A 20,696-nucleotide genomic window follows, 5' to 3' on the forward strand; every position below is an offset into this window, starting at 1 on the left:
GGACAGGTATGGACAACGACGTCGACTACGCTCCCCTCTACTGTGCTTTACCGCCGCAGCCGCCGCCGGTCGTGCCGGCCGGGCTCGACGCCGACCGGGCCGATGCGCTCATCGTCGGCGGGGCGATGTGGGTCAACGGTACTGTGCTGCACTACTACTTCTTCGACCAGGACACCGACGAGTCGGCGCTCACCCTGCCCGACGGCAGCACGACCGTCACCTCCTGGGTCGGCAAGCCCGAGCAGCTCGACGCGGTGCGGGCCGCGTTCACCGCGTGGAAGGACCTCGGCATCGGGGTCGAGTTCAAGGAGGTGACGGACCGGTCCGAGGCGGAGATCCGGATCGGTTTCCAGCAGCGCGCCGGGTCCTGGTCGGCGGTGGGCCGCGGCGTGCTCAGCTACGGCGTGAACCAGCGCACCACCAACTACGGCTGGGACCTGACCACGCCGCACGGCCGCTCGACCGCCCTGCACGAGCTCGGCCACGTCCTCGGCATGCCGCACGAGCACCAGAGCCCGCTGTCGGGGATCGAGTGGGACGAGCCCCGCGTCTACGAGTACTTCGCCGGGCCGCCGAACTCCTGGGACCGGGTCAAGACCTTCAACAACGTCATCCGCAAGCTCGACCCGGCCCAGGTGCACGGCTCGGTCTGGGACGGCCTGTCCATCATGGAGTACGCGTTCCCGCCGGGCCTGATCGTCCAGCCGGAGCAGTACCGTGACGGCCTGGTCCCGCCCGGGACCATCTCGGTCCTCGACACCGAGTTCGTCCGCCAGTGGTACCCGCGGATCGGGCCGGCCGCGCCGCCGACCCTGGTGCCGTTCGAGTCGGCGGCGCTGAACCTCGACCCCGGCCAGCAGGCCGACTTCGAGCTCACGCCGCCGGCGTCGCGCGACTATCAGATCGGGGTGTTCGGCGCCGCCGACACCGTGGTCGTGCTCTTCGAGGACATTGCCGGCGACCTGCGGCAGGTGGCCGGCGACGATGACGGCGGCCAGGACCGCAACGCCCGGATCGCGGTGAAGCTGTTCCAGGGCCGCCGTTACATCGTCCGGGTCCGGCTCTACTCGGCCTGGGCCTCGGGCACGGTCGCGTTGATGTACTGGTGAGGCGGGCGCCGCGTCAGACCCGGAAGCGGCCGACGGCCTGTTGCAGGTCGCCGGTCACCCGGGTCAGTTCGGCGACGGTCTGGTCGACCTCGGCCAGGGTCGAGGTGGTGGTCTGGGCCGCGTCGGCGACGCCGGAGATGTTGCCGGCGATGCTCGTCGCGCCGTGGGCGGCGTCGCCGACGCTGCGGCTCATCTCGCCCGTCGTCGCCGTCTGCTCCTCCACCGCGGAGGCGATCGTCAGCTGGTAGTCGTTGATCCGGGCGATGATCTGACTGATCTCACCGATCGCCGCGACCGCGTTGTGGGTGTCGGCCTGGATCGCCTCCACCCGGCGGGAGATGTCCTCCGTCGCCCGGGCGGTCTCCTGGGCCAGGTCCTTCACCTCGCTGGCGACGACCGCGAAGCCCTTGCCGGCCGCGCCGGCGCGGGCGGCCTCGATGGTGGCGTTCAACGCCAGAAGGTTCGTCTGCTCCGCGATCGACGTGATCACCTTCACCACGTTGCCGATCTCGGTGCTGGAGTCACCCAGCTTCGACACCGTCTGGTTCGTCTGCTCCGCCACCCCCACCGCCTCCGAGGCGACCCGGGCGGCGTCGTTGGCGTTCTGCGCGATCTCCCGGATCGACGCGCCCATCTCGTCCGCGCCCGCAGCGAGGGTCTGCACGTTGTTGGAGACCGTGCCCGCGTCACCGGCGACGACGTTCGCCCGGGCCGCGGCGGCCTGGGCACTGTCACCGATCCGCGCGGTGACCCCGGTAAGGCGGTGGGTGCTCTCGCCCAGGGTGCGGGCGGCGGTGGTCAGCGTCTCCACAGTACGACCGATGCCGGTATTGGCCTGATTGACGGCGGCGGCCATCGCGCCCAACTCGTCCCGGGACAGCACGTCCGCCCGCATGGTCAGGTCTCCCTCGGCGGTGCGGCGCAGGGTCTCGGAGACGGTCCGCAGCTGCCGGTTGGTGCGCCGGCTGATGAGGCCGACCACGAACAACGCCACCGCCAGGCCCACGATCAGCGAACCGATGGTCCAGTTGCGGGCCGTGTGGTAGGCGCTCACGCCGGCCGCCGCCTCGGTCGCGGCCTCGGTGCCCTCCAGCTGCTGCAGCTGCGACAGCGAGTCGTTCATCTGCTTCTCGAGCCCCTGCCACAGCGTGTTGCGCTCGGCCGCGTCGGCGGTGACGGTGGTGCCGGCGGCCGGCTGCTCCTGGAACACGACGACGTTGCGCAGGTTGCTGTAGTCGGCCCAGGCCTTCGCGAACTTGGCGAGGGCGGCCGCGCGGGTCGGCGAGTCGACGGTGCGGTCCTGGTACGCCTTGATGGCCCCGCTGACCAGCGTGTCACCGTTGGTGCGGGCGTCCTTGGCCCGGGGCCCGAGCGTCGGGTCGTAGGCCGCCCAGGCGAACAGCGACTGGGCCCGGTAGTTCTCCGAGACCCCCTGCCGGATCACGACCAGCTGCTGCACGCTCTCGAGGTGCTCGGACTTGAGGTTGTCGAGCCGGTTGTTGATCCGCCCCATGCTGACGATCGACAGCACCCCGACCCCGATGGCGACCAGCGCCACCAGCGCCACGCCGATGAGGTTCTTCACGCCGACGGGCCGGTCGGCGATGAACGCGGCGATCGCACTACGCCGGACGGTCACCTCGACAGGGCCCGGCGAGGTAGGTCCGGACCGCTGCTGCGGCGTCGAGTTCACGGTCATGCCGGTTCCGTCCCATCCGAGCCAGGCTGTCTTGGGTACAGCCGGTAACCGTCCCATCGGCCGCGAAGCGCCGGGCTTTAGCGGTGTTCCCCCGGCGATACGTCTGACCGTTGGCCACCGCCCGGAGCCGTGGCCCGCGGCGCACCACGGCTCCGGGCGACGATCACGCGACGAACACCTGGATGATCCCGCAGTCGACGAAGCCGGCCAGCAGACCCGGTGTGCCGGCCGCGGTGGTGTAGGTCAGCGTCACCACCACATGGAACGTGTGGGCACCGGGGGCCGCGATCAGGTTGAGCGGCCCGTTGACGGCCTGGACGTAGGTGCCGTTGGCCGGGGTCAGGCTCACCACGATGGGGGTCGCCGGCCATTGCTGGTCGTTCGTCCCGCCGAGCTGATCGATGTTGAGCTGCAGGTTCCAGTCGCCGGCGAGCATCGGCACGAGCAGGCCGGTCAGCTTCCACTTGACCTCGACCTGCCAGTTGTCGCCGGCCTTGATGACCTGGGGCGGGTTGCCGCCGGGGTCGAGGATCGCGGCCTCGAGGGTGCCCGCCAGCAACGTCGGCGGCAGCTGGTTGACGGATTGGAACACGCCGATGGTCATGATGTCTCCCCCTGGTTCGGAACAGCGAACACGGATCGATCGGTGGTGCTCAGGACGGCGGCCGCGCGGATCATCGCGAGGCCGAGCAGTCCATAGGCCACGGCGAGGTACAGCCCTGTGACCGTGGTGCGCACGCCCGTCGGAGCCCAGCTGATCGCCAGGTCGACGGGTATCAGCAGGCTCGCGGCGAGCGGCAGGTGGCGCAGTGGAGCCGGCCACCGTCCCGCGCGGGCGACGAGCACGCCGACCGCGATGAGTCCGGCCATGCTCAGCGGCCAGCACGCGTCGAGGACGGCGAGCACCCCGGTGCCCGGCCGGTTCGCGTCGAACAGGTAGGGCACCGTCCAGGCCACGGCGAGGAGCATCAGGATCACCTCGCCGGCCACGACCCACCGGGCCGCCCGCCCGGAGCCGGCCGCGGCGGTGGACCAGATGGTGGCCAGCAGCACCAGCACACCGAGCTGGAAGACGCCGCCGGCCCAGATCTCGACCTGGCTGTTGTGGCCGGGCCGGGACGGGGCGAGCAGGAACGCCGTGCCCCAGATGATCCCGCCGAGCGCCACCACGGCGCCGCGGGCCCGCAGGTTCGATGACTTCACCGCTCCAGATTCGGGGCGCGGCCCCGCCGTGTCGTCCGTCCGCCGGCGGTCCGCCCGTCCACAGATCGGTGGACCGCCCGAGCCGCCGGCTCATCCGATCTGTTGACGACGGTGGATCGCCCGGCCGGTACTGTCGGCCTGTGCGATGGCCACGCCCGCTGGACGCGGTGTTCGCGGTCGTGCTCCTGGCCGTCGGGCTGCTGGAGGTCGGCGGGCACCACCTTGCGGTGGACCGCCCCGGACCGGCGGCCATGGCCATCCTCGCGGGCACGGCCGCGATGCTGTTCCGATCGCAGTTCCCGCTCGCCTGCCTGGCGGTGTTCACGGCCGTCGTCGCGGTCATGCTGTCGCTCGCGGACGGTGGCGCCCTGACCGCGGCTGTCATGATCGGCCAGCTGGTCGCGCTCGGCGCGGTCGGTCAGCTGGTCGCCGACCGGCTGAGCGGCGCCGCCGTGATCGTGGCCGTCGCCGCGCTCATGGTCGTCCCGCTGCTCGGCCGGCGGCCGTGGGACGCGATGGTGTTGCTCAGCTGCTCGCTCGCGTGGGTGGTGGGGCGGCTCATCCGCCGGGAGACGGAACGGAATCGCCGGTTGACGACGCTCGCGGCCGAGCTGGCCGGCGAGCGGGAGGCCCGGGCCCGGGAGGAGGTCGACTTGGAGCGCGCCCGGATCGCCCGGGATCTGCACGACGCGGTCGCGCGCATCGTCAGTGTCATGACCGTCCAGGCGGCCGGGGTCCGCCGGCGGCTCGATCGGCTGCCGGACCGCTCGGCGGAGCGCGATGTGCTGCTCGGCGTGGAGCGGCTGGGCCGGGAGGCGGTCGAGGAGCTCCACCGCGCGGTCGGCGTGCTGCGCGTCCCGGCGGCACCGGGGCACCGGCTCACCGACCTGGAGCGGCTCGCCGCCGGCCCGCGGGCGGCCGGGGTCCCGGTGTCGATCCGCATCGCCGGTGCGGCGCGGCCGCTCGCCGCCGGGCTGGAGACGGTCGCCTACCGGATCGTCCAGGAGGCGCTGACCAACACGCTGAAGCACGCCGGACCGGCCCGGGTCACGATCGAGGTCGCGTATCGCGAGGACGAGCTGTGCGTCTCGGTGCGCGACGACGGCGCCGGACCCGAGGCCGACGGCTCGGGCGACGGTCACGGTCTGGCCGGCATGCGCGAGCGCGCGGCGGTCTACGGCGGGACCGTCCACGCCGGCCCCGACCGCGACCGCGGGTTCGCCGTACGGGCGACGTTTCCGCTGGATCGGCCGGGTTGATGGCCATCCGGGTGCTGCTCGCCGACGACGAGGCGATGATCCGCGCCGGCCTGCGGATGGTGCTGGAGGCCGAGCCGGACATCGAGATCGTCGGCGAGGCGGGCGACGGTCTGCAGGCCGTCGCGCAGACCACCGCGCTGCGCCCGGACGTCGTCCTCATGGACGTGCGGATGCCCCGCATGGGCGGCCTGGCCGCGATGCGGCAGCTCCTCGCGGCCGATCCCGGCGTGAAGGTCGTGGTCCTGACGACCTTCAACGAGCCCGACGCCCTGTGCGAGGCGCTGCGGCTGGGCGCGAGCGGGTTTCTGCTCAAGGTCGCGCCGCCGGAGCGACTGCTCGACGCGATCCGGGTCGCGGCCGGCGGTGACGCGCTGCTCGATCCGCTGGTCACCCGGCACGTCATTCAGATGTTCACGACGCTGGCCGGGCGCGCCGCGACCCGCCGGCCCGACCTCACCGAGCTGACGCAGCGGGAGGCCGAGGTCCTGCACATGCTGGCCCGCGGCCTGTCCAACACGGAGATCGCCGCGGGCCTGCGGCTCGGTGACGCCACCGTGAAGACCCATGTCGCGCGGGTGCTGATGAAGCTGCACCTGCGCGACCGGGTCCAGGTCGTGATCTACGCCTACGAGCACGGCCTGGTCGCGCCGGACAGCGGCACGGGCTAGGGCCGTTCGGTGCGGGTCGGGTCGCCGCGGACGAGTTCGTCGTGGATGTGCCAGCGGGCGGTGGTCAGGGTCTGGGCGGCGGTGCGGTCGCCGCGCTCCAGCCGCGCCCGCAGCTGCTGCAGCGCCAGGCGCCGGTTGAGGCCGAAGTGCCGTTCGGTGTCGACCACGATGACGAGGCCGGTCGGGCGGTGGGTGGCGCGGACGGCGGTGCTGACCTTGTTGCGGTGCTGGCCGCCCGGGCCGCCGGTGCGGCAGGGTACGAGCGCGACGTCGGACTCGTCGAACACCGTGCGGGGCGCGTCGAGGGTGCAGCGCTGCCCGATGACGTACCAGTTCTTGCGGCCGTGGTTCGGCCGGTACGGGCTCGGCGCCTGCCAGCACAGCGTGCCCGTCCACGTCGCGGCGAACGCCACCTCGGCGGCGCCGCTCAGCGCGAGGATCACGGACCGCAGCGTGCCCGGGCGGTCGCCGGGCACGCGCTCCGCGACGGCCACGCCGACCCGGTGCCGGGCCGCGTCCGCGGTGAGCCGCGAGACCAGCTTGGCAACGGCCCAGGAGCATTCGAGCGGGCCGCGGCCGGCCGAGAGCAGGAGATGGACGGTCATACGCGGGCCCGCTTGCGGTCGTGGTCGGCGGTCTTGTAGGTGACGACCGGGACGGTGACGGCGACCGGGGTGGCGAGGTCGTGCGCGGTGAGGTCGGCGATCACCTGCTCGATCTTCTTGTAGGCGGTCGGGGCCTCCTCGAACAGCAGCTGCCGGTCGCCGCACACGACGAGCGAGCCGACCGGGGTGCGGCGCAGCTCCTCCACGGTGTGCTTGGCCTTGCCCCGGCGCAGGGCGTCGGCCCGGGACATCTTCCGGCCGGCACCGTGGGCTACGGACCACCCGGCGTCGGGCCCGGAGTGGGCGGCGACGACATAGGAGGGGGTACCGCGGGTGCCGGCGATCAGCACATCGCGCCCGTCGCCGGGGGCCGCGCCCTTGCGGTGCAGGTAGGCGCCGTCGACGACCTCGGCCAGGTTGTGGCACTGGTCGATGACGGGCTCGGTGGGCTGAGCGCCGAGCGCGTCGGCGACCCGCTCGGCGAGCAGCCGCCGGTTGCGCGAGCCCCAGCGGACGGCCTCGTCGTGTGCGGCGAGGTAGGCGGCCGGGTCGGGGGCCGGTCCGGCTCCGTGGAGCTCGGTGTGGGCCCGCAGGATCCGCTCGCCGAGCCCCCGCGATCCACTGTGGACGATGAGCACGAGGTCACCGGCGGCCAGGCCGAGCCGCGAGGCATGGGCGGCGTCCACAATGGAGTCGACCCGGGCGAGCTCGACGAAGTGGTTGCCGCGCCCGACCGTGCCGAGACCGTCGGGCCCGACCGGGACGTCGAGGTCGGGGAACCGGGCGGCGAGCCGCTCGGGCACGACCTTCTTCAGGGCGATCGGGAACACGGCGATGCCGCAGCCGATGTCGGAGCCGACGAGGAGCGGATACAGCACGGTCGAGAGCATCGCCGCGCCGATCGGTGCGCCCTTGCCGGGGTGCAGATCGGGCATGCCGGCGACGTGCCGCATGCCGTCGAGCGCGGCCACCTGGTGGCACTGCGCGACGGCGTCGGACTCGATCCAGCTGTTGGGGGACGCGAAGACGGAGACACTGGCAGGCAAAAGGAAGCATCCTTCGAAGGAGAGCAGGGAAGCAGACCCGTCTCAAGCCCGTCAGTACGTCATGCGTCCAGGATGCCCAGCGGCAACGCCACGGGCAACCGATTTACTCAGTGCTGGTACCGCTCCCCCGCGTACTGCTCCAAGGCCTCCTTCACCAGGTCGTCCCCGAACGCGCCGGTGCTGGTCAGGAAGAACACGCTGTAGGGCCGGGACCAGAACCGGGCCGTACCGTGGTCGCTGCCCAGCGCGGTGTTCGAGGCGGGGGTGCAGACGAGCCAGCGGGTCGCGCGATACGGCCGGATGTACACCGTCGCCATCAACGACCACGGGAACGTCGTGTCCTGCCCGCCCTTGGACACGGTGATGCCGGTGGCGTCGATCCGCAGCGGCCGGGTGTCGCGGGCACTGACCGTCCACTGGAACAGCTTCCACGCCGTGCCCGCCCCGCCGCCGAGGATCAGCAGCCAGCTCAGCACCGTGAACAGCACCCCGTCGAAGAACCCGAGGATCAGCCCCGCCGCCAGCACGGCCGCGAACCGGAACGTCGCCGCCCCGTGGAACCGGTACGGGTTGGGGATGAGCTTGCGCTTGTCCTGCGCCGGCGGCGGAGCCCCGTACGGGCCTGGGGCCACCGGCCCGGGCGGGGCGAAGGGCTGCGGCGGCATCTTGACCGTCACGGACTCGCGACGCGTAGGGGGAGCCGCGTCGACGACGACCGACTCCCGCAACGTCTGGGGCGCCACCGGGGTCACCGGAGTCACCGGGGTCGCGGGCATCTGCACAGTCCGAGGGCGCGGCGCGGGCTCGTTGCCCTGCATCGCCAGGTAGCGCAGCGCCCCCTCGGCCACGACGAGCTCCGGGTGCTCGACCCGGCGCGGCGAACGCCCTGTCGCCTGCCCGAGCAGGGTCCCCACGAGCGGCGTGCGGGTGGCCCCGCCGACGAGGAACATCTCGGCCCGGTCGTCCCGCCCGATCTTGGCCCGGCGCAGCACCTGCTCGGTCATCGCGACGGTCCGCTGCAGCAGCGGCCGGGCGTCGCGCTCGAAGTCGCCGCGGGTCACCGACACGTCCTCGTCGATGAGCGGCACCTGGACCCGGGCGACCCGCTCGGCGCTGAGCCGCTCCTTCGCCCCGCGGCAGTCGTCCCACAGCAGCCGGGCCAGCCAGCGGTCGGTGCCTTCGGGCTCCATGAGGCGGGCCCACTCGTCCGGGTACCGGTCGCCGACGCTCCGCCCGACCCGCCGCTGCACCACCTCGTCGAGGTCGAGGCCGCCGACGTCGTCGACGCCGGCCTTGGCCAGCTGCTGGAACTCGCGGCCGGTGCGCAGGACGGCGGTCACGTCGCAGGTCCCGGCCCCGAGGTCGTAGACGACGAGCGGGTCGCCGTCGGCGACGGCCGCGCCGGACGCGATCAGCTGGGCCGCGGCCGCCTCGGGCTCGCTGACCAGGGTCGGCTGGTGGAGCCCGGCGTGGCCGGCGGCGGCTCGCAGGACGCCCTGCCGGTCGGCGGACCAGGCGGCCGGGTGGGTGAGCACGACCCGGAGCCGGTCGGTCCCGGCCATGCGCACGGCCTCGCCGTACACCTGCGCGAGGGTGGCCCCGATCAGCTGGGCGATGTCGAACTCGTCGCCGCCGAGCAGGACCTTCTTCTCGCCGATGCGCCGCTTCGGGTTGGGCTCGTAGCGGCCGGGGTCCAGGCGCGCCGAGCGGACCGCGTTGTGGCCGGTGACCAGCGAGCGGTGCTCGTCGGCCCAGACGGCCGAGGGCAGCAGCGGCCCACCGTTGAACTGCAGCGCGATCGGCGCCTCGCCCGGGGGCTGCAGGTAGGCCACCGTGTTGGTGGTCCCGTAGTCGATGCTGAGCCGGAACTCGGAGCTCACTGCGACCCTCCCGACATGGCGAAGATGACGACGGCGACCAGCGCCACGACGACGAGCGCGGCCCCACCGATGATCATCAGCAGTCGCGGCTCGACGCCCCGGCGGACGCGCGCGGGTACCCCGGCCACGGCCGAGCGGGTGACGGTGCCGCCGGTCCGCTCGACGGGCTCGGAGCGTTGGCGCAGCACCTTCGTGCGGCGTTCGGTGCGCAGCAGCTCGTCCCGCTCGGGCCAGATGTCCTCGAGGCCGGCGGCCAGATAGAAGTCGCGGGCCGCGAGCTGATCGACCCGCGCCTTGCCGGCCAGGGTTCCGGGAAACGTGCGAAGCGCGAAAGCCAGCGCCGGGGGTACTTCCGGTGCGTCCTTGCGCCCCAGAAACTTCAGGACGTCGTGGTGGACCCGCCCGTGCTCGTCGCCGAGCTGCTCGCCGAACACCGCCCGCAGCAGCCGCTGCCACCGGTCCTGGGCGATCTGGGCGTCGCCGGGCAGGAACGGGATGCAGTAGATGAGGTAGTCGGTGCGCTCGAGGGCCATCTGGGCCGCGTCGAGCCCGCCCGGGTCGAACCCGCGCCCCTCGGCCGCGCTGAGCAGCAGCTCGGTCGTGTGGACGTTGGAGCCGGTGTAGCGGTTGGCCAGCTCGATCAGGTCGGCCAGGGCGATCCGGTCCATGAGGGCCTTGATCCCGGGCGACTGCAGCGCGGGCGGCACCCCGAACGACGCGGCGAGCTGGGCCAGCTCCACGATCGCGGCCGGCCCGGCGTTGGCGTTGCGGCCGTGCGCGGCCCAGCCGCGCAGGTGGGCGTCGACCAGGTCGGGGTCGAACGCGGAGCGTTTCAGCGTCTCGCGCAGGGTCTTGCTGGCCCCGGTGCGCATCGCCCGCTGCACGACGAGCCGGGTGATGACCTGGCCGGCCCCGGGGTAGTGGGCGGCGTAGGGCCCGCCCGGCTGCCAGGTCTGGTAGACGGTGGCGAGCTCGCCGTCGTTGAGCTTGGCCGCCTCGGCCTCGATCTGGCGCTGCCCGGCCTCGGTGCTGAGCAGGTCCAGGTGCTCGGGGGCGGCCTGGCCGGTCATGACCGCCTCCAGCAGCGTGGTCCGCAGGATGCGGCCGCCGACGACGACCTCCCGCTCCCACTGCTGCACGTCGGCGGCCCGGGAGAGGCTGCGCTGACCGCGCAGCGGGGCGAGCTCGGCCGCGCCCCCGCGCCGCCACATGTCGGCCAGCTGCTGGGTGAAGCCGTCGATGCGCACGCCGGGCTGGCCGGGGTAGAGCCGCTCGCGGGTGGCGGCGTAGCCGGAGCCGCCGGTGACCGCGTCCAGGAAGACCAGCCGGGGCAGGTCGGGGTCGGTGTCGGTGTCCTCGTTGGCGGCGAAGGTCAGGTCGCGCACGTCGCCGAGCACGTCGACGAGGCCGCGGACGAGGGCGGTGGCCGGGGCGTCGGGGAGCACGACGGTCAGCGGGGCGGCCGGGTTGGCCAGGACCCGGTCGAGCAGCTCGTCGAAGACCGGGCCCGGGTCCTGCACCGGCTGGGCCAGGGCGGCGTCGGCGTGCTCGCGCAGGACCGCGAACGGCACCGTGCCGATCCGGCCCGGCGGGTAGGCGCCGGGGTCGTTGCGCCCGGCCCAGTGCGGCCAGTGTTCGAGGCCGAGGGCGAGCTGGACGTTGACCAGCTCGGCCGGGCCGATGAGGGCGTGCGCGATCGCGGCGCCGGGCCGGCCGTGGTCGTCGCGGGCCGGGACCTTGTGCAGGATCACGCCCTGCCCGTCGACCCGCAGGTACGCGAGGGACGGCCGCTCGTTGCGCCCCGGGGCCCGGGTGATGCGCAGCGCGAGCCGCTCGTCCCACCACGCCACCGCGGACTCGGTCAGCGAGGTGGCGTCGGGGCCGACGCCGTCCTGGCCCCCGCCCGCCGTCGCCCGGGCCCGCCAGCGGAACACGATCTGGTCAATGCGGCCCGAAGGCTGAGTCATGAGAAGGTCCTTAGTTCCCGAGCACGGACCGGTCGAGGACACCGGTCATGGCGAACAGGGACAGGAGCGGGCGCAGCACCCGGCGCGGGCCGAAGCCCTCGGCCGGGAAGTGCCCGTCGCGCGGTGCGACACCGGCCGCGGAGGCGTAGTGCAGGCTCACGTCGCTGACCCGGTTCACCGGGGGCAGGAACCGCTCGGCGCCGTTGTTGGCGAGGAACTCGTAGACCTCCTCGCTCTCCTCGGCGACGGTCGCGAGCCGGGTGTTGTCGTCGCGGTCGAGCCACTTCGCGACCTCGGGCCGGCGCGGGGCGAGCAGGTCGGACTTGGCCACCACCATCGCCGCCGGGATCGGCAGGAACTGGGTGCCCTTCTCGCCGCGGACCTCGACGAGGCGGTCCATGACGGCGTTGAACGCGGGGTCGCCGTAGACGGTGGCGGGCTCACCGAGGGCCGACGGCAGCGCCTTCTCCGGATCGACGACGAAGATCAGCGCGTTGACCGCGGACAGGAACGACGTGTCGAGGAACCGGTCGCCGGAGCGGCGCCGGCGCAACTGCTCGCCGGCCACGTCGAAGAACGCGACGGCGAAGTCGCGGCGGGCGTGGGCGCTGTAGACCTTGGCGACGTAGCTGAACGCGATCGGGCTGATCTGCGTCAGCGGGAGCTGCTCGCGGCGGTGGCAGAACGGCTCCACGTAGCGGGTCATGTAGTTGTGCTCGATCGCCTCGTCGAGCCGCTCGACGCGCAGCCCGAGGTCGGCCAGCTCCAGGTTGTTGCGCAGCGCCTCGACCATCGCGGCCAGCAGCAGCGTCTTGCCGGCGGCGCGGTGCCCGACCAGGCCGATGACGATCGGGTCGCCGTAGTCGCCGTAGCGGTCCGGCAGGTAGTGGGTGGTGGCCATGCCGTCGCGCATGAGCGTGCAGGAGCGCTGCGCGCCGAGGCGCCGCTCGGCGAAGGCCTCCTTGGTCTCGTCGGCCCCGCGCGGGCGGAACGGCCGGTGCTGCTGGGTCTCCACGTCGACCTCGACCCGCTGCGCCTTGCTCCAGTGGATCCACTGCAGGCAGATCGGGCAGAGCACGCGGCCGAGGAGCCGGCTCGGGCTCGCGACGTTCACTTGGACCCTCCCAGGGTGGTGGCGATGAGCAGGATCAGCGTCAGCGGCACGCCGATGACGACGAGCGCGAGGACACCCATGATGATCTGGCTCGGCAACTCGTCGCGGCTGTACCACAGCACGTCGACCAGGCTGCGGCTCCAGCGCCAGGCCACCCGCTGCGGGGCGTTGCGCTGCTCGCGGTACTGCTGCTTGGCCTCGACCAGGCGGCGGAACTCGTCCCGGGCCGGGCTCAGCGCCACGGCGGCGCGGGCGGTCGTGGCCACCGGCATCGAAGAAGGCAGAGGTGGCGGGGGCGGTGGGGAGTACTGCTGCGGGATCTTGATTGTCGCGGTGGTGGCGTCGGCCGGGTCGGCGCTCTGCCAGACCGGCTCGTAGCGGGCCTCCTCGACCCGCCGCAGCAGCTGGTGGGCGTCGGGGCGGTCCCGCGGTTCGTCGGCGAAGACGCCCTCGAGCAGCGCCGACAGGGCCGAGCCGCCGCCCCGGCCGAGCTCCTCGCGCACCTCGGCCGCACCGGCCGGCCCGCGCTGCAGGGCGATGCAGAACACGACCATCCCGGCCTGGTACACGTCATCGGCCTCGGTCGCCAGGCGCAGCCCGTCGGGCCCGGCCGGCGGCTGCCACTGCGGGTCGAGGGCGGCCCGGGCCGGCTCGCCGACCGCGACCGTCTCGCCGAGGTTGACCAGCTGGGCGTGGTGGCCGTCCCAGAGCACGAACTCGGGCACGATCGCGCCGTGGGTGAGCCCGGCCTTGGCCAGGTGCTGGATCGCCACCAGCAGATCGCCGAAGATCTTCAGCAGCGTCTCCGGCAGCGGCGCGCCGGGCTGCCCGGCCACCGGCACACCCCGGTAGGTGCTCGTCACGTAGGGCTGGGCGGCGCCGGTCAGGTCGTGGTCGACGACCCGGCACAGCTGCGCCGGGTAGGTGGTGCCGGGCTGCGCGTCGAGCAGCCGCCCGGCGTGCACCTCGGCCCGCACGAGCCGGGAAGCGTCGGGGGTGCGGGCGGTCCGGCGCAGCACCCGCTCCCCCGTGGAAGTGAGGCGGCCCCACTGCAGCTCGAACTGGTCCGTGAACCGCCGGTCCGCGTCGAACTCGATGTGCACCGTCATGTGGGCAGTCGCTCCCCGTCGTCGGCGTTGATGGCGAACAAGGTGTATCCGTTGTCGACGTACAGGACACCGTCGCCGACGACCGGCGCGCGGGTGACGACGATGTCCGGCGCAGACCAGCGGGCGGTGCCGTCGTGGCGCGAGTAGGCGCGCAGGACGCCGGCGTCGACCACGAACACCAGTGTCCGGGTCGCGTGCACGCCCGGCCACACGGCGACGCCCGGCACGCGCCAGCGGACCTCACCGTCGGGTCCGAGCGCGGTGAGGCTCTCGGGCTCGGCGACGAACACGGCACCGGGGACGGCGTGCGGTACCCCCGCACCCGGATGTTTCCAGCGCAGTGTCCCGTCGGCCGGGTCGAGGCCCAGCAGCTCCCCGGCGGCCGGCTGCACGACGATCTCGGCGGTCGCGGCCGGTGCGACCCGCGGCGGCAGCCCGCCCCGGCGCAGCCGCGGCACCCCGTCGCGCGCGCCCAGGCCCAGCAGCTCGTCGCCGGACCGGACGAGCACCAGGTCACCCGCGGCACTCAGCCCGCCGGCGGGCGCGGGCAGCTCGCCGTGGCACCAACCGGCAGTACCGTCGAAGCGTCTTTCTCTGACCATGAGCCCCTGCCCGATCACGACGCCGGCCGGCACCGGCACCGGGCGCAGCGCCGCCGCCGCGGTCCGCCACACCTCCGCGCCCGTGTCGGCGTCGACGGCGAAGAGATTGCGCTTGCCGGGGCCCAGCACGTGGACGAGGCCGTGCGCGTAGACCGGCTCGCCGTGCGGCGCGACCGGCAGCTGCCAGCGCTCCTGCCCGGTCCGCAGGTCGAGGGCGACGAGCCGGTTCGGGGCCGGGCTGATCACCGTGTCACCGGCGACGATCGGCCGGTAGCCGGGTGCGGTCGGCTCGGGGTGGCGCCAGCGGACGGTACCGTCGCCGGCTTCGATGGCCTGCACACCATCGTCGGCGCTCACCACGACGGTCGGGCCGGAGACGACGATCTCGCCGCGGGCCATCGCGTGCCCGGCCCGCCACGGGCGACGGCGGCCCGCCCGCAGCAGCCCGGCCGCGGCCCGTTCGCGGGCGTCGATGGCGGCCAGGACCGGCGCCGGCAGCCACGGGCCCGAGGGGTTGGCGAGCCCGGCCGCCAGCCGCTCCCGGACCTGCCGTGCGGTGGGCCGGTCCTCGGGGGCCGCTTCGAGGCATTTGCGCAGCGTCCAGGTCATGCCGGCGGGGACGCCGACGAGGTTGGGGGCGCTGTAGTGCACGGCGTAGAGGTATTCGGCCATGGTCTTGCCCTCGAACGGCAGCCGCCCGGTCGCGGCCCGCACCAGCACCGCCGCGAGCGCGAAGACGTCCGCGGCCGGCGTGCCCGCCTTGCCCGCGAAGCGCTCGGGGGCGATGTAGCCGACGGTACCGTGAAAGTATTGCGACGCCGTCAGCCGCGGCGCATCATCCGGCCGGGCGATCCCGAAGTCGATGATTTTGATCTGGTCGCGCAGCACGAGCACGTTGCTGGGCTTGAGATCGCGGTGCACGACCCGCGCGGTGTGGATGGCGGCCAGCCCGTCGGCGAGCGCCGCCCCGAGCCGCCGCACGAGGTCCTCCGGCAGCGCCCCGGCCACCTCCTCGACCTCGGCCAGGGTGAGCCCGGGCACAAACTCGGTGGCCAGCCACGGCGGCGCGCCCACGGGGTCGGCGTCCAGGACCCGCGCGGTGTGCTCGGAGCGGATCTTCGCGGCCGACTCGACCTCCCGCCGAAACCGTTCGACCAGCTCCGGGTCGTAGCCGGCCCCGAGGTGCAGCGTCTTGACCGCGGCCGCCGCACCCGCGGGGTCGCGGCCCAGGAAGACCTGCCCCATGCCACCGGCCCCGAGCCGCCCGAGCAGCCGGTAGGGCCCGAGCCGGCGCGGGTCGTCCGGCCGTAAAGGCTCAACCACCGCTGCTCACGCCATCAATGGTGCCTGCCGCGCGCAACCGGGGCGATCCCCTAGGGGGACCGCCGGCAGTGTCAAGAAATACCGCAGATCCCGCATTGGTACTGTCGTGAGCCCGCCATTCGGCCGCACGTGACGATGCCGCCACATTCCGTCACGTTCGTCGAAGCCGTACAGCGCTCGGAGCTCGGCGCCGTGGGCCGCGATCAGGTGGACGGCCGCGACGATGTACTCGAACTCGTCCTCGCCGAGGTAGTACGCGAAGCTCACCCGCGCCCAGCCCGGCTTCACCCCGAACCAGCCGGCGTTCGCCTGGTCCGCGAGGTGCTCGGCCCGCTCGGGGGCGATGCCGAGCAGCTCGTGGCCGTATGGCCCGGCGCACGAGCAGCCGCCGCGGGCCTGGATGCCGAACAGGTCACTGAGTAGCGTCACGACCAGGTTGTGGTGGAGCCCGTCGATGGTGAACGACACGATGGGCAGGCGGTCCCGATCCGCGTCGCCCAGGATGTGCATCCGCGGATCGCGCCGCCACGAGTGCATGGCCCTTCGCACGTAGTCGGTCTCGCGCCGCTGGATGACGTCGAGGCCGACACTGCGGTGCAGGTGCATGACCAGGCCGGCGCGGATCGACTCGATGATCGCGGGGGTGCCGCCCTCCTCGCGGTGCTCGGGGTCGGCGAGGTAGTACCGGGCGCCGGGGTGCACGTAGCTGACCGTGCCGCCGCCCGGGACCGTCGGCACCGGGTTGCGGATCAGGTCCCTGCGCACGACGAGCACGCCCGGGGTGCCGGGGCCGCCGGGGAACTTGTGCGGGGACAGGAACAGCGCGTCGTGGGCCCGGATCGGCCCGTGCGGGCCGGCTGCGGCGTAGTCCCAGCAGGCGAGGGCGTCGTAGCGGTGCAGGAGCGCGCTGACGCCGTCGACGTCGGCCTTGACGCCGGTCACGTTCGAGCCGGCGGAGAACGAGCCGATTATGGTCCGGCCGGTGTGTTCGCGGAGCTGCCGTTCGAGGTCGGCCTCGGTGGTGCGGACCACCTCGGCGCCGGACTCGCGCCACAGCAGCTCGTTGGAGTGGTGCTCGTACGGGCCGACGAACACCACCGGCCTTCGCGGGAAGCCGGCGCCGATGATGCGGATGAACTTGTCGATCGCCGCGGTGGAGCCGGACCCGCAGAAGATCACCGCGTGCTCGTCGCCGGCCCCGACCGCCGCGCGGACCTGCCGCCGGGCCTCCTCGCGCAGGGCGGTCATGCGGCGGCCGGTGGCGGAGGCCTCGGTGTGGGTGTTGGCGTACCACGGCATGACGTGCTCGCGGATGTGGTCCTCGATGAAGCCGAGCACCCGCCCGGACGCGGTGTGGTCGGCGTAGACGAGCGGGCGCACGCCGAACGGGCCCGGTATCCCGGCGCCGTCCCCGATGACCGATGACCTGATCTGCCGCACGATTGGCGGCTCTTCCGCCTTCATACCCAGCGCCACGCATTGACCGCCGGCTGTGGCCGCTGCCGTCAGGAAACCGACTTGGCCTTCTTGGCGGCGATGCCTTCCAGGATCAGGTCGACGCCGGCGAGGAACTGGACGCGGTCGTCGTGTTCACGCAGCTGGCCGGCGACGTCGCGGGTGAAGGAGTACACCCGCGGATCCAGGTTTGTGGAAGCGGCCTCGAGCACCTCACTGCGCCGGGTCCCGGGCTCGATGGACTGCCGCTGCGCGGCGTGCTGCCCGGCCACCCCGAGCACGTAGTTCAGGATCGCCGACGCGGAGGTGAACTGATCGGTCTCGGGCACGCCGAGCGCCTGCACCTGCCGCCCGATCCGCTCGAAGATCCGCAGCACGGTCGGCTGCGACGGGAGCCGGGCCAGCTGCGCCCCGGCCCACGGATGCGCGTCGATCGCGTCGAACACCTCCAGGGCGAGGGTCCGCAGCGCCCGCTCGGGCTCGCCCGCCGGCGACTCCGTGTCCTCGATCACGGCGTCGGCGGCCGCGGCGAGCAGCTCGCTCTTGTTCGCCACGTGCCAGTAGATCGCGCCCGGACCGGTCCTGAGCTGCGCCGCCAGCGCCCGGAAGGTGAGCTCACTCCCCCCGTCGAGCATCGCCACCGCGGCGTCGACGATCTTCTTGCGGGACAGCGCGTCCTCCCGCTCCCCCGACCGCGCCTTGATGACCATGCCTTCATCTTGACACGACTGGAACGTTGTTCCAAGCTAGGTGTTGGAACGACGTTCCAGGGTTTCAGTGGTTTTTGTACGGCATTAGTCCGTTTTAGGAGTGATTGTTATGTCTAGCATCGCTATCGTCGGCGCCGGCCTCGGCGGCCTGACCCTGGCCCGCGTCCTGCACGTCCACGGCATCGCCGCGACGGTGTACGAGTCCGACCCGTCCCCGACGGCCCGGACCCAGGGCGGCCAGCTCGACATTCACGAACACAACGGCCAGCGGGCACTGCGCGAGGCCGGCCTGTACGACGAGTTCCGCGCGCTGATCCGCCAGGGCGCCGAGGCCACCCGCATCCTGGCGACGGACGGCCGGGTACTGCTGGACCTCCCGGACGACGGCACCGGCAGCCGCCCGGAGGTCCTGCGGGGCGAGCTGCGCCGGCTCCTCCTGGACTCCCTCCCACCCGGCACCGTGCGGTGGGGCCACAAACTGCGGTCGGCGACCCCCCTGGGCGACGGCCGGCACGAGCTGACCTTCGACAACGGCACCCAGGTCGAGACCGACCTGCTGGTCGGCGCCGACGGAGCCTGGTCGAAGGTCCGCCCGCTGGTATCGCCGGCGAAGCCGGAGTACGTGGGCATGTCGATGATCGAGACCTACCTGTACGACGCCGACGCCCGCCACCCCGCGAGCGCGCAGGCGGTAGGCGAAGGCGCGATGCTGGCCACCACGCCCGGCAAGGGCATCCAGGCCCACCGCGAGGCAGACGCCGTCCTGCACACCTACGTGGCCCTGTCCAAGCCGATGGACTGGTTCGCGAAGGTCGACTTCACCGACGCTGCGTCCGCGACCGCAACGATCGCCGCCGAGTTCAAGGACTGGGCCCCGGCACTGACCGCCCTGCTGACCGACGGCGAAACACCCCCTTTCCTACGCCCCCTGAACAAACTCCCGATCGCCCACACCTGGCCCCGAGTCCCGGGCGTGACCCTCCTGGGCGACGCCGCGCACCTGTCCCCACCGAACGGCGAGGGCGCCAACCTGGCCATGCTGGACGGCGCCGAGCTGGCCAAGGCCATAGCCGCAACCCCGTCCGACGTCGAGGCCGCCTTGTCCACCTACGAGCAAACCCTGTTCCCCCGCAGCCAGGCCGAGGCCGAGGAAGCGGCCCGCGACTTCGAGGTCATCTTCGGCGCCAACACCCCCGACAGCGTCCTGCACCTCTTCACCGCCCACGCCCAGTCGAGCTGAGTGCGGTCAGGCGGTCGCGGAGTCGTGCTCGGCGCGGTTGGCGAACACGTCGTCCATGTGGTCCTGGGCCCACAGTTTCAGGCCGCGCATCATGCCGAACAGCGACAGGCCGAGGTCGGTCAGCTCGTAGGAGACGGTCACCGGGACCGTCGGCGTCACCGTGCGGGTGATCAGCCCGTCGCGTTCGAGGGAGCGCAGGGTCTGGGTCAGCATCTTCTGGCTCACGCCGGCCAGCAGGCGGGACAGTTCGGAGTAGCGCATCGGCCGGGGCGCGCCGGCGCAGTCGGCGCCGCTGCCCAGTGCCGACAGGATCAGGGCGACCCACTTGCCGGAGATGCGCTCCAGCAGCTTCTGGCTCGGGCACACGGCCAGGAAGGCGTCGTACTTCCCCATCGATCTCCCTCCCCAGGTGCGCTACGCACCTTGAAGTGCCTACTTCCCGTTAGAGAGTTACCACACCAGAGTAGAGCCATGTCGTTCAACTCCCTTTCCGGCGGCACGTGGACGCTCGGGGATCTGGCCGTCACCCGGTTCGGGTACGGTGCCATGCAGCTCGCCGGGCCCTACGTCATGGGGCCGCCGGCCGACCCCGGCGAGGCGGTCAACGTCCTGCGGGCCGCCGTCGACGCCGGCATCACCCACATCGACACCGCCGACGCCTACGGCCCGCACGTCACCAACCGGCTGATCCGCGAAGCCCTGCACCCGTACCCGGCCGGCCTGCACATCGTGACGAAGGTCGGCGCGGACCGGGACCCGCGGGGTGGCTGGCCGCCGGCCCGTGACCCGCAGAGCCTGCGCCGGGCCGTCCACGCCAACCTCGACGGGCTCGGCCTGGCGACCCTCGATGTGGTCAACCTCCGGCTCGGCAACGCCGAGGGACCGCAGCCGGGCTCCCTGGCCGAGGCCTTCGAGACCCTGGTCGAACTGCGGCGGCAGGGCCTGATCCGGCACCTCGGGGTCAGCAACGCCACGGCCGAGCAGGTGGCGGAGGCGCGCTCGATCGCGCCGATCGTCTGCGTGCAGAACCTGTACAACCTCGCCCACCGCCACGACGACGCCCTCGTCGACGAGCTCGCCGCGGCCGGGATCGCCTACGTGCCGTTCTTCCCGCTCGGCGGCTTCAGCCCGTTGCAGTCCACGGCACTGTCGAGCGTGGCGGCCCGGCTCGGCTCCACGCCCATGTCGGTGGCGCTGGCCTGGCTGCTGCACCGCTCGCCGAACATCCTCCTGATCGCGGGTACTTCCTCCACCACCCACCTCCACCAGAACATCACCGGCGCGGGCCTGCGGCTCTCCGCCGAGGACCTGACCGAGCTGGACAAGATCGGCCGCTGAGGGGACAGCCGGCGGCGCGGAAGCGGCCGCGGTAGCCGGCGCGGCTGCATCACGGATCTCCGTAATACAGCCGCGGCACTCAGCCCACGTCGGCCTCGCCGCCGAGCGACTCGCGCCCCGGGAACGCGTGGGTCAGCGCCTCGGTCCGGCTGGTGACGCTGAGCCGCTGGAAGATATTCTCCAAATGCTTGCGCACCGTGTGCTCACTGATCCGCATACGGCGCGCGATCTGGACGTTGCCATGGCCGGCATCGACCAGACGCATCACTCGTCGTCACTGGGCCGGTAGGCCGGGCCGCCGACACTTTGACTGCATGCGTATTCGTGCCGGACCACATCGATACCGTCGAAGTCGATCGCCGAGCACGG

Annotated in this window: 19 protein-coding genes; 5 read left to right on the forward strand and 14 right to left on the reverse strand. The window is 72.8% G+C overall.

Annotation, left to right across the window (positions count from 1 at the left end):
- The first annotated feature begins 8 nt into the window (after nucleotides 1-8).
- Nucleotides 9-1,109: a M12 family metallopeptidase gene (locus tag ACIA8L_RS32410; protein WP_395910396.1), complete on the forward strand. Its 1,101-nt coding sequence runs from the start codon at nucleotides 9-11 to the stop codon at nucleotides 1,107-1,109.
- 13 nt (nucleotides 1,110-1,122) lie between these two features.
- Here ACIA8L_RS32410 and ACIA8L_RS32415 read toward each other — a convergent pair whose 3' ends face one another.
- From ACIA8L_RS32415 to ACIA8L_RS32425, 3 genes are all read right to left on the reverse strand, one after another.
- Nucleotides 1,123-2,808 carry a methyl-accepting chemotaxis protein gene (locus tag ACIA8L_RS32415; protein WP_395910397.1) on the reverse strand — a complete coding sequence of 562 codons (1,686 nt, stop codon included), beginning with the start codon at nucleotides 2,806-2,808 and terminating at the stop codon, nucleotides 1,123-1,125.
- A gap of 163 nt (nucleotides 2,809-2,971) precedes the next feature.
- On the reverse strand, nucleotides 2,972-3,412 hold the full coding sequence (locus tag ACIA8L_RS32420) for a hypothetical protein (protein WP_395910398.1): 441 nt from the start codon (nucleotides 3,410-3,412) through the stop codon (nucleotides 2,972-2,974).
- Nucleotides 3,409-4,011: a hypothetical protein gene (locus ACIA8L_RS32425; RefSeq protein ID WP_395910399.1), complete on the reverse strand. Its 603-nt coding sequence runs from the start codon at nucleotides 4,009-4,011 to the stop codon at nucleotides 3,409-3,411. Before ACIA8L_RS32425 ends, ACIA8L_RS32420 begins: the two co-directional genes overlap by 4 nt.
- A 140-nt stretch (nucleotides 4,012-4,151) precedes the next feature.
- On the opposite strand from ACIA8L_RS32425, the gene ACIA8L_RS32430 reads away from it, so the two are divergent.
- Nucleotides 4,152-5,270 (forward strand): sensor histidine kinase, encoded by a 1,119-nt coding sequence (locus ACIA8L_RS32430; protein WP_395910400.1) that lies wholly within the window; start codon nucleotides 4,152-4,154, stop codon nucleotides 5,268-5,270.
- Nucleotides 5,270-5,938, forward strand: a complete 669-nt coding sequence (locus ACIA8L_RS32435) for a response regulator (RefSeq protein ID WP_395910401.1) — start codon at nucleotides 5,270-5,272, stop codon at nucleotides 5,936-5,938. The genes ACIA8L_RS32430 and ACIA8L_RS32435 overlap by 1 nt, the downstream gene beginning before the upstream one ends.
- On the opposite strand, the gene prfH is transcribed toward ACIA8L_RS32435, so the two are convergent.
- From prfH to ACIA8L_RS32480, 9 genes are all read right to left on the reverse strand, one after another.
- Nucleotides 5,935-6,543, reverse strand: coding sequence for a peptide chain release factor H (gene prfH / locus ACIA8L_RS32440; RefSeq protein WP_395910402.1), 609 nt, complete (start codon nucleotides 6,541-6,543; stop codon nucleotides 5,935-5,937). The genes ACIA8L_RS32435 and prfH overlap by 4 nt on opposite strands.
- Nucleotides 6,540-7,589, reverse strand: a complete 1,050-nt coding sequence (locus ACIA8L_RS32445) for an RNA ligase RtcB family protein (RefSeq protein WP_395910403.1) — start codon at nucleotides 7,587-7,589, stop codon at nucleotides 6,540-6,542. Before ACIA8L_RS32445 ends, prfH begins: the two co-directional genes overlap by 4 nt.
- 107 nt (nucleotides 7,590-7,696) lie before the next feature.
- Nucleotides 7,697-9,469, reverse strand: a complete 1,773-nt coding sequence (locus tag ACIA8L_RS32450; protein ID WP_395910404.1) for an Hsp70 family protein — start codon at nucleotides 9,467-9,469, stop codon at nucleotides 7,697-7,699.
- Nucleotides 9,466-11,436 carry a hypothetical protein gene (locus ACIA8L_RS32455; RefSeq protein ID WP_395910405.1) on the reverse strand — a complete coding sequence of 657 codons (1,971 nt, stop codon included), beginning with the start codon at nucleotides 11,434-11,436 and terminating at the stop codon, nucleotides 9,466-9,468. The genes ACIA8L_RS32450 and ACIA8L_RS32455 overlap by 4 nt, the downstream gene beginning before the upstream one ends.
- A gap of 10 nt (nucleotides 11,437-11,446) precedes the next feature.
- Complete coding sequence (locus ACIA8L_RS32460) at nucleotides 11,447-12,550, reverse strand: hypothetical protein (protein ID WP_395910406.1); 1,104 nt, start codon at nucleotides 12,548-12,550, stop codon at nucleotides 11,447-11,449.
- Nucleotides 12,547-13,659, reverse strand: coding sequence for a hypothetical protein (locus ACIA8L_RS32465; protein ID WP_395910407.1), 1,113 nt, complete (start codon nucleotides 13,657-13,659; stop codon nucleotides 12,547-12,549). Before ACIA8L_RS32465 ends, ACIA8L_RS32460 begins: the two co-directional genes overlap by 4 nt.
- Nucleotides 13,656-15,584: a PQQ-binding-like beta-propeller repeat protein gene (locus ACIA8L_RS32470; RefSeq protein ID WP_395910408.1), complete on the reverse strand. Its 1,929-nt coding sequence runs from the start codon at nucleotides 15,582-15,584 to the stop codon at nucleotides 13,656-13,658. Before ACIA8L_RS32470 ends, ACIA8L_RS32465 begins: the two co-directional genes overlap by 4 nt.
- Nucleotides 15,585-15,590: 6 nt before the next feature.
- Nucleotides 15,591-17,024, reverse strand: a complete 1,434-nt coding sequence (locus tag ACIA8L_RS32475) for an aminotransferase class V-fold PLP-dependent enzyme (protein WP_395910409.1) — start codon at nucleotides 17,022-17,024, stop codon at nucleotides 15,591-15,593.
- A gap of 65 nt (nucleotides 17,025-17,089) precedes the next feature.
- Nucleotides 17,090-17,749 (reverse strand): TetR/AcrR family transcriptional regulator, encoded by a 660-nt coding sequence (locus ACIA8L_RS32480; RefSeq protein ID WP_395910410.1) that lies wholly within the window; start codon nucleotides 17,747-17,749, stop codon nucleotides 17,090-17,092.
- 109 nt (nucleotides 17,750-17,858) lie between these two features.
- Between ACIA8L_RS32480 and ACIA8L_RS32485 the strand changes: the two genes are divergently transcribed.
- A complete protein-coding gene (locus ACIA8L_RS32485) occupies nucleotides 17,859-18,989 on the forward strand; it encodes an FAD-dependent oxidoreductase (RefSeq protein ID WP_395910411.1) in 1,131 nt (376 codons plus the stop codon).
- Nucleotides 18,990-18,995: 6 nt separating this feature from the next.
- Here ACIA8L_RS32485 and ACIA8L_RS32490 read toward each other — a convergent pair whose 3' ends face one another.
- Nucleotides 18,996-19,382 (reverse strand): winged helix-turn-helix transcriptional regulator, encoded by a 387-nt coding sequence (locus ACIA8L_RS32490; protein ID WP_395910412.1) that lies wholly within the window; start codon nucleotides 19,380-19,382, stop codon nucleotides 18,996-18,998.
- A 78-nt stretch (nucleotides 19,383-19,460) separates the two neighbouring features.
- Between ACIA8L_RS32490 and ACIA8L_RS32495 the strand changes: the two genes are divergently transcribed.
- Entirely contained in the window at nucleotides 19,461-20,327 is an 867-nt protein-coding gene (locus ACIA8L_RS32495) for an aldo/keto reductase family oxidoreductase (RefSeq protein ID WP_395910413.1), read from the forward strand.
- 79 nt (nucleotides 20,328-20,406) lie between these two features.
- Here the strand turns inward: ACIA8L_RS32495 and ACIA8L_RS32500 are convergent, their stop codons facing one another.
- Nucleotides 20,407-20,592 (reverse strand): response regulator transcription factor, encoded by a 186-nt coding sequence (locus tag ACIA8L_RS32500; RefSeq protein ID WP_395910414.1) that lies wholly within the window; start codon nucleotides 20,590-20,592, stop codon nucleotides 20,407-20,409.
- Between the last annotated feature and the right edge of the window lie 104 nt (nucleotides 20,593-20,696).

This window comes from Dactylosporangium sp. NPDC051541 (assembly GCF_044454505.1).
Classification (GTDB): Bacteria; Actinomycetota; Actinomycetes; order Mycobacteriales; family Micromonosporaceae; genus Dactylosporangium.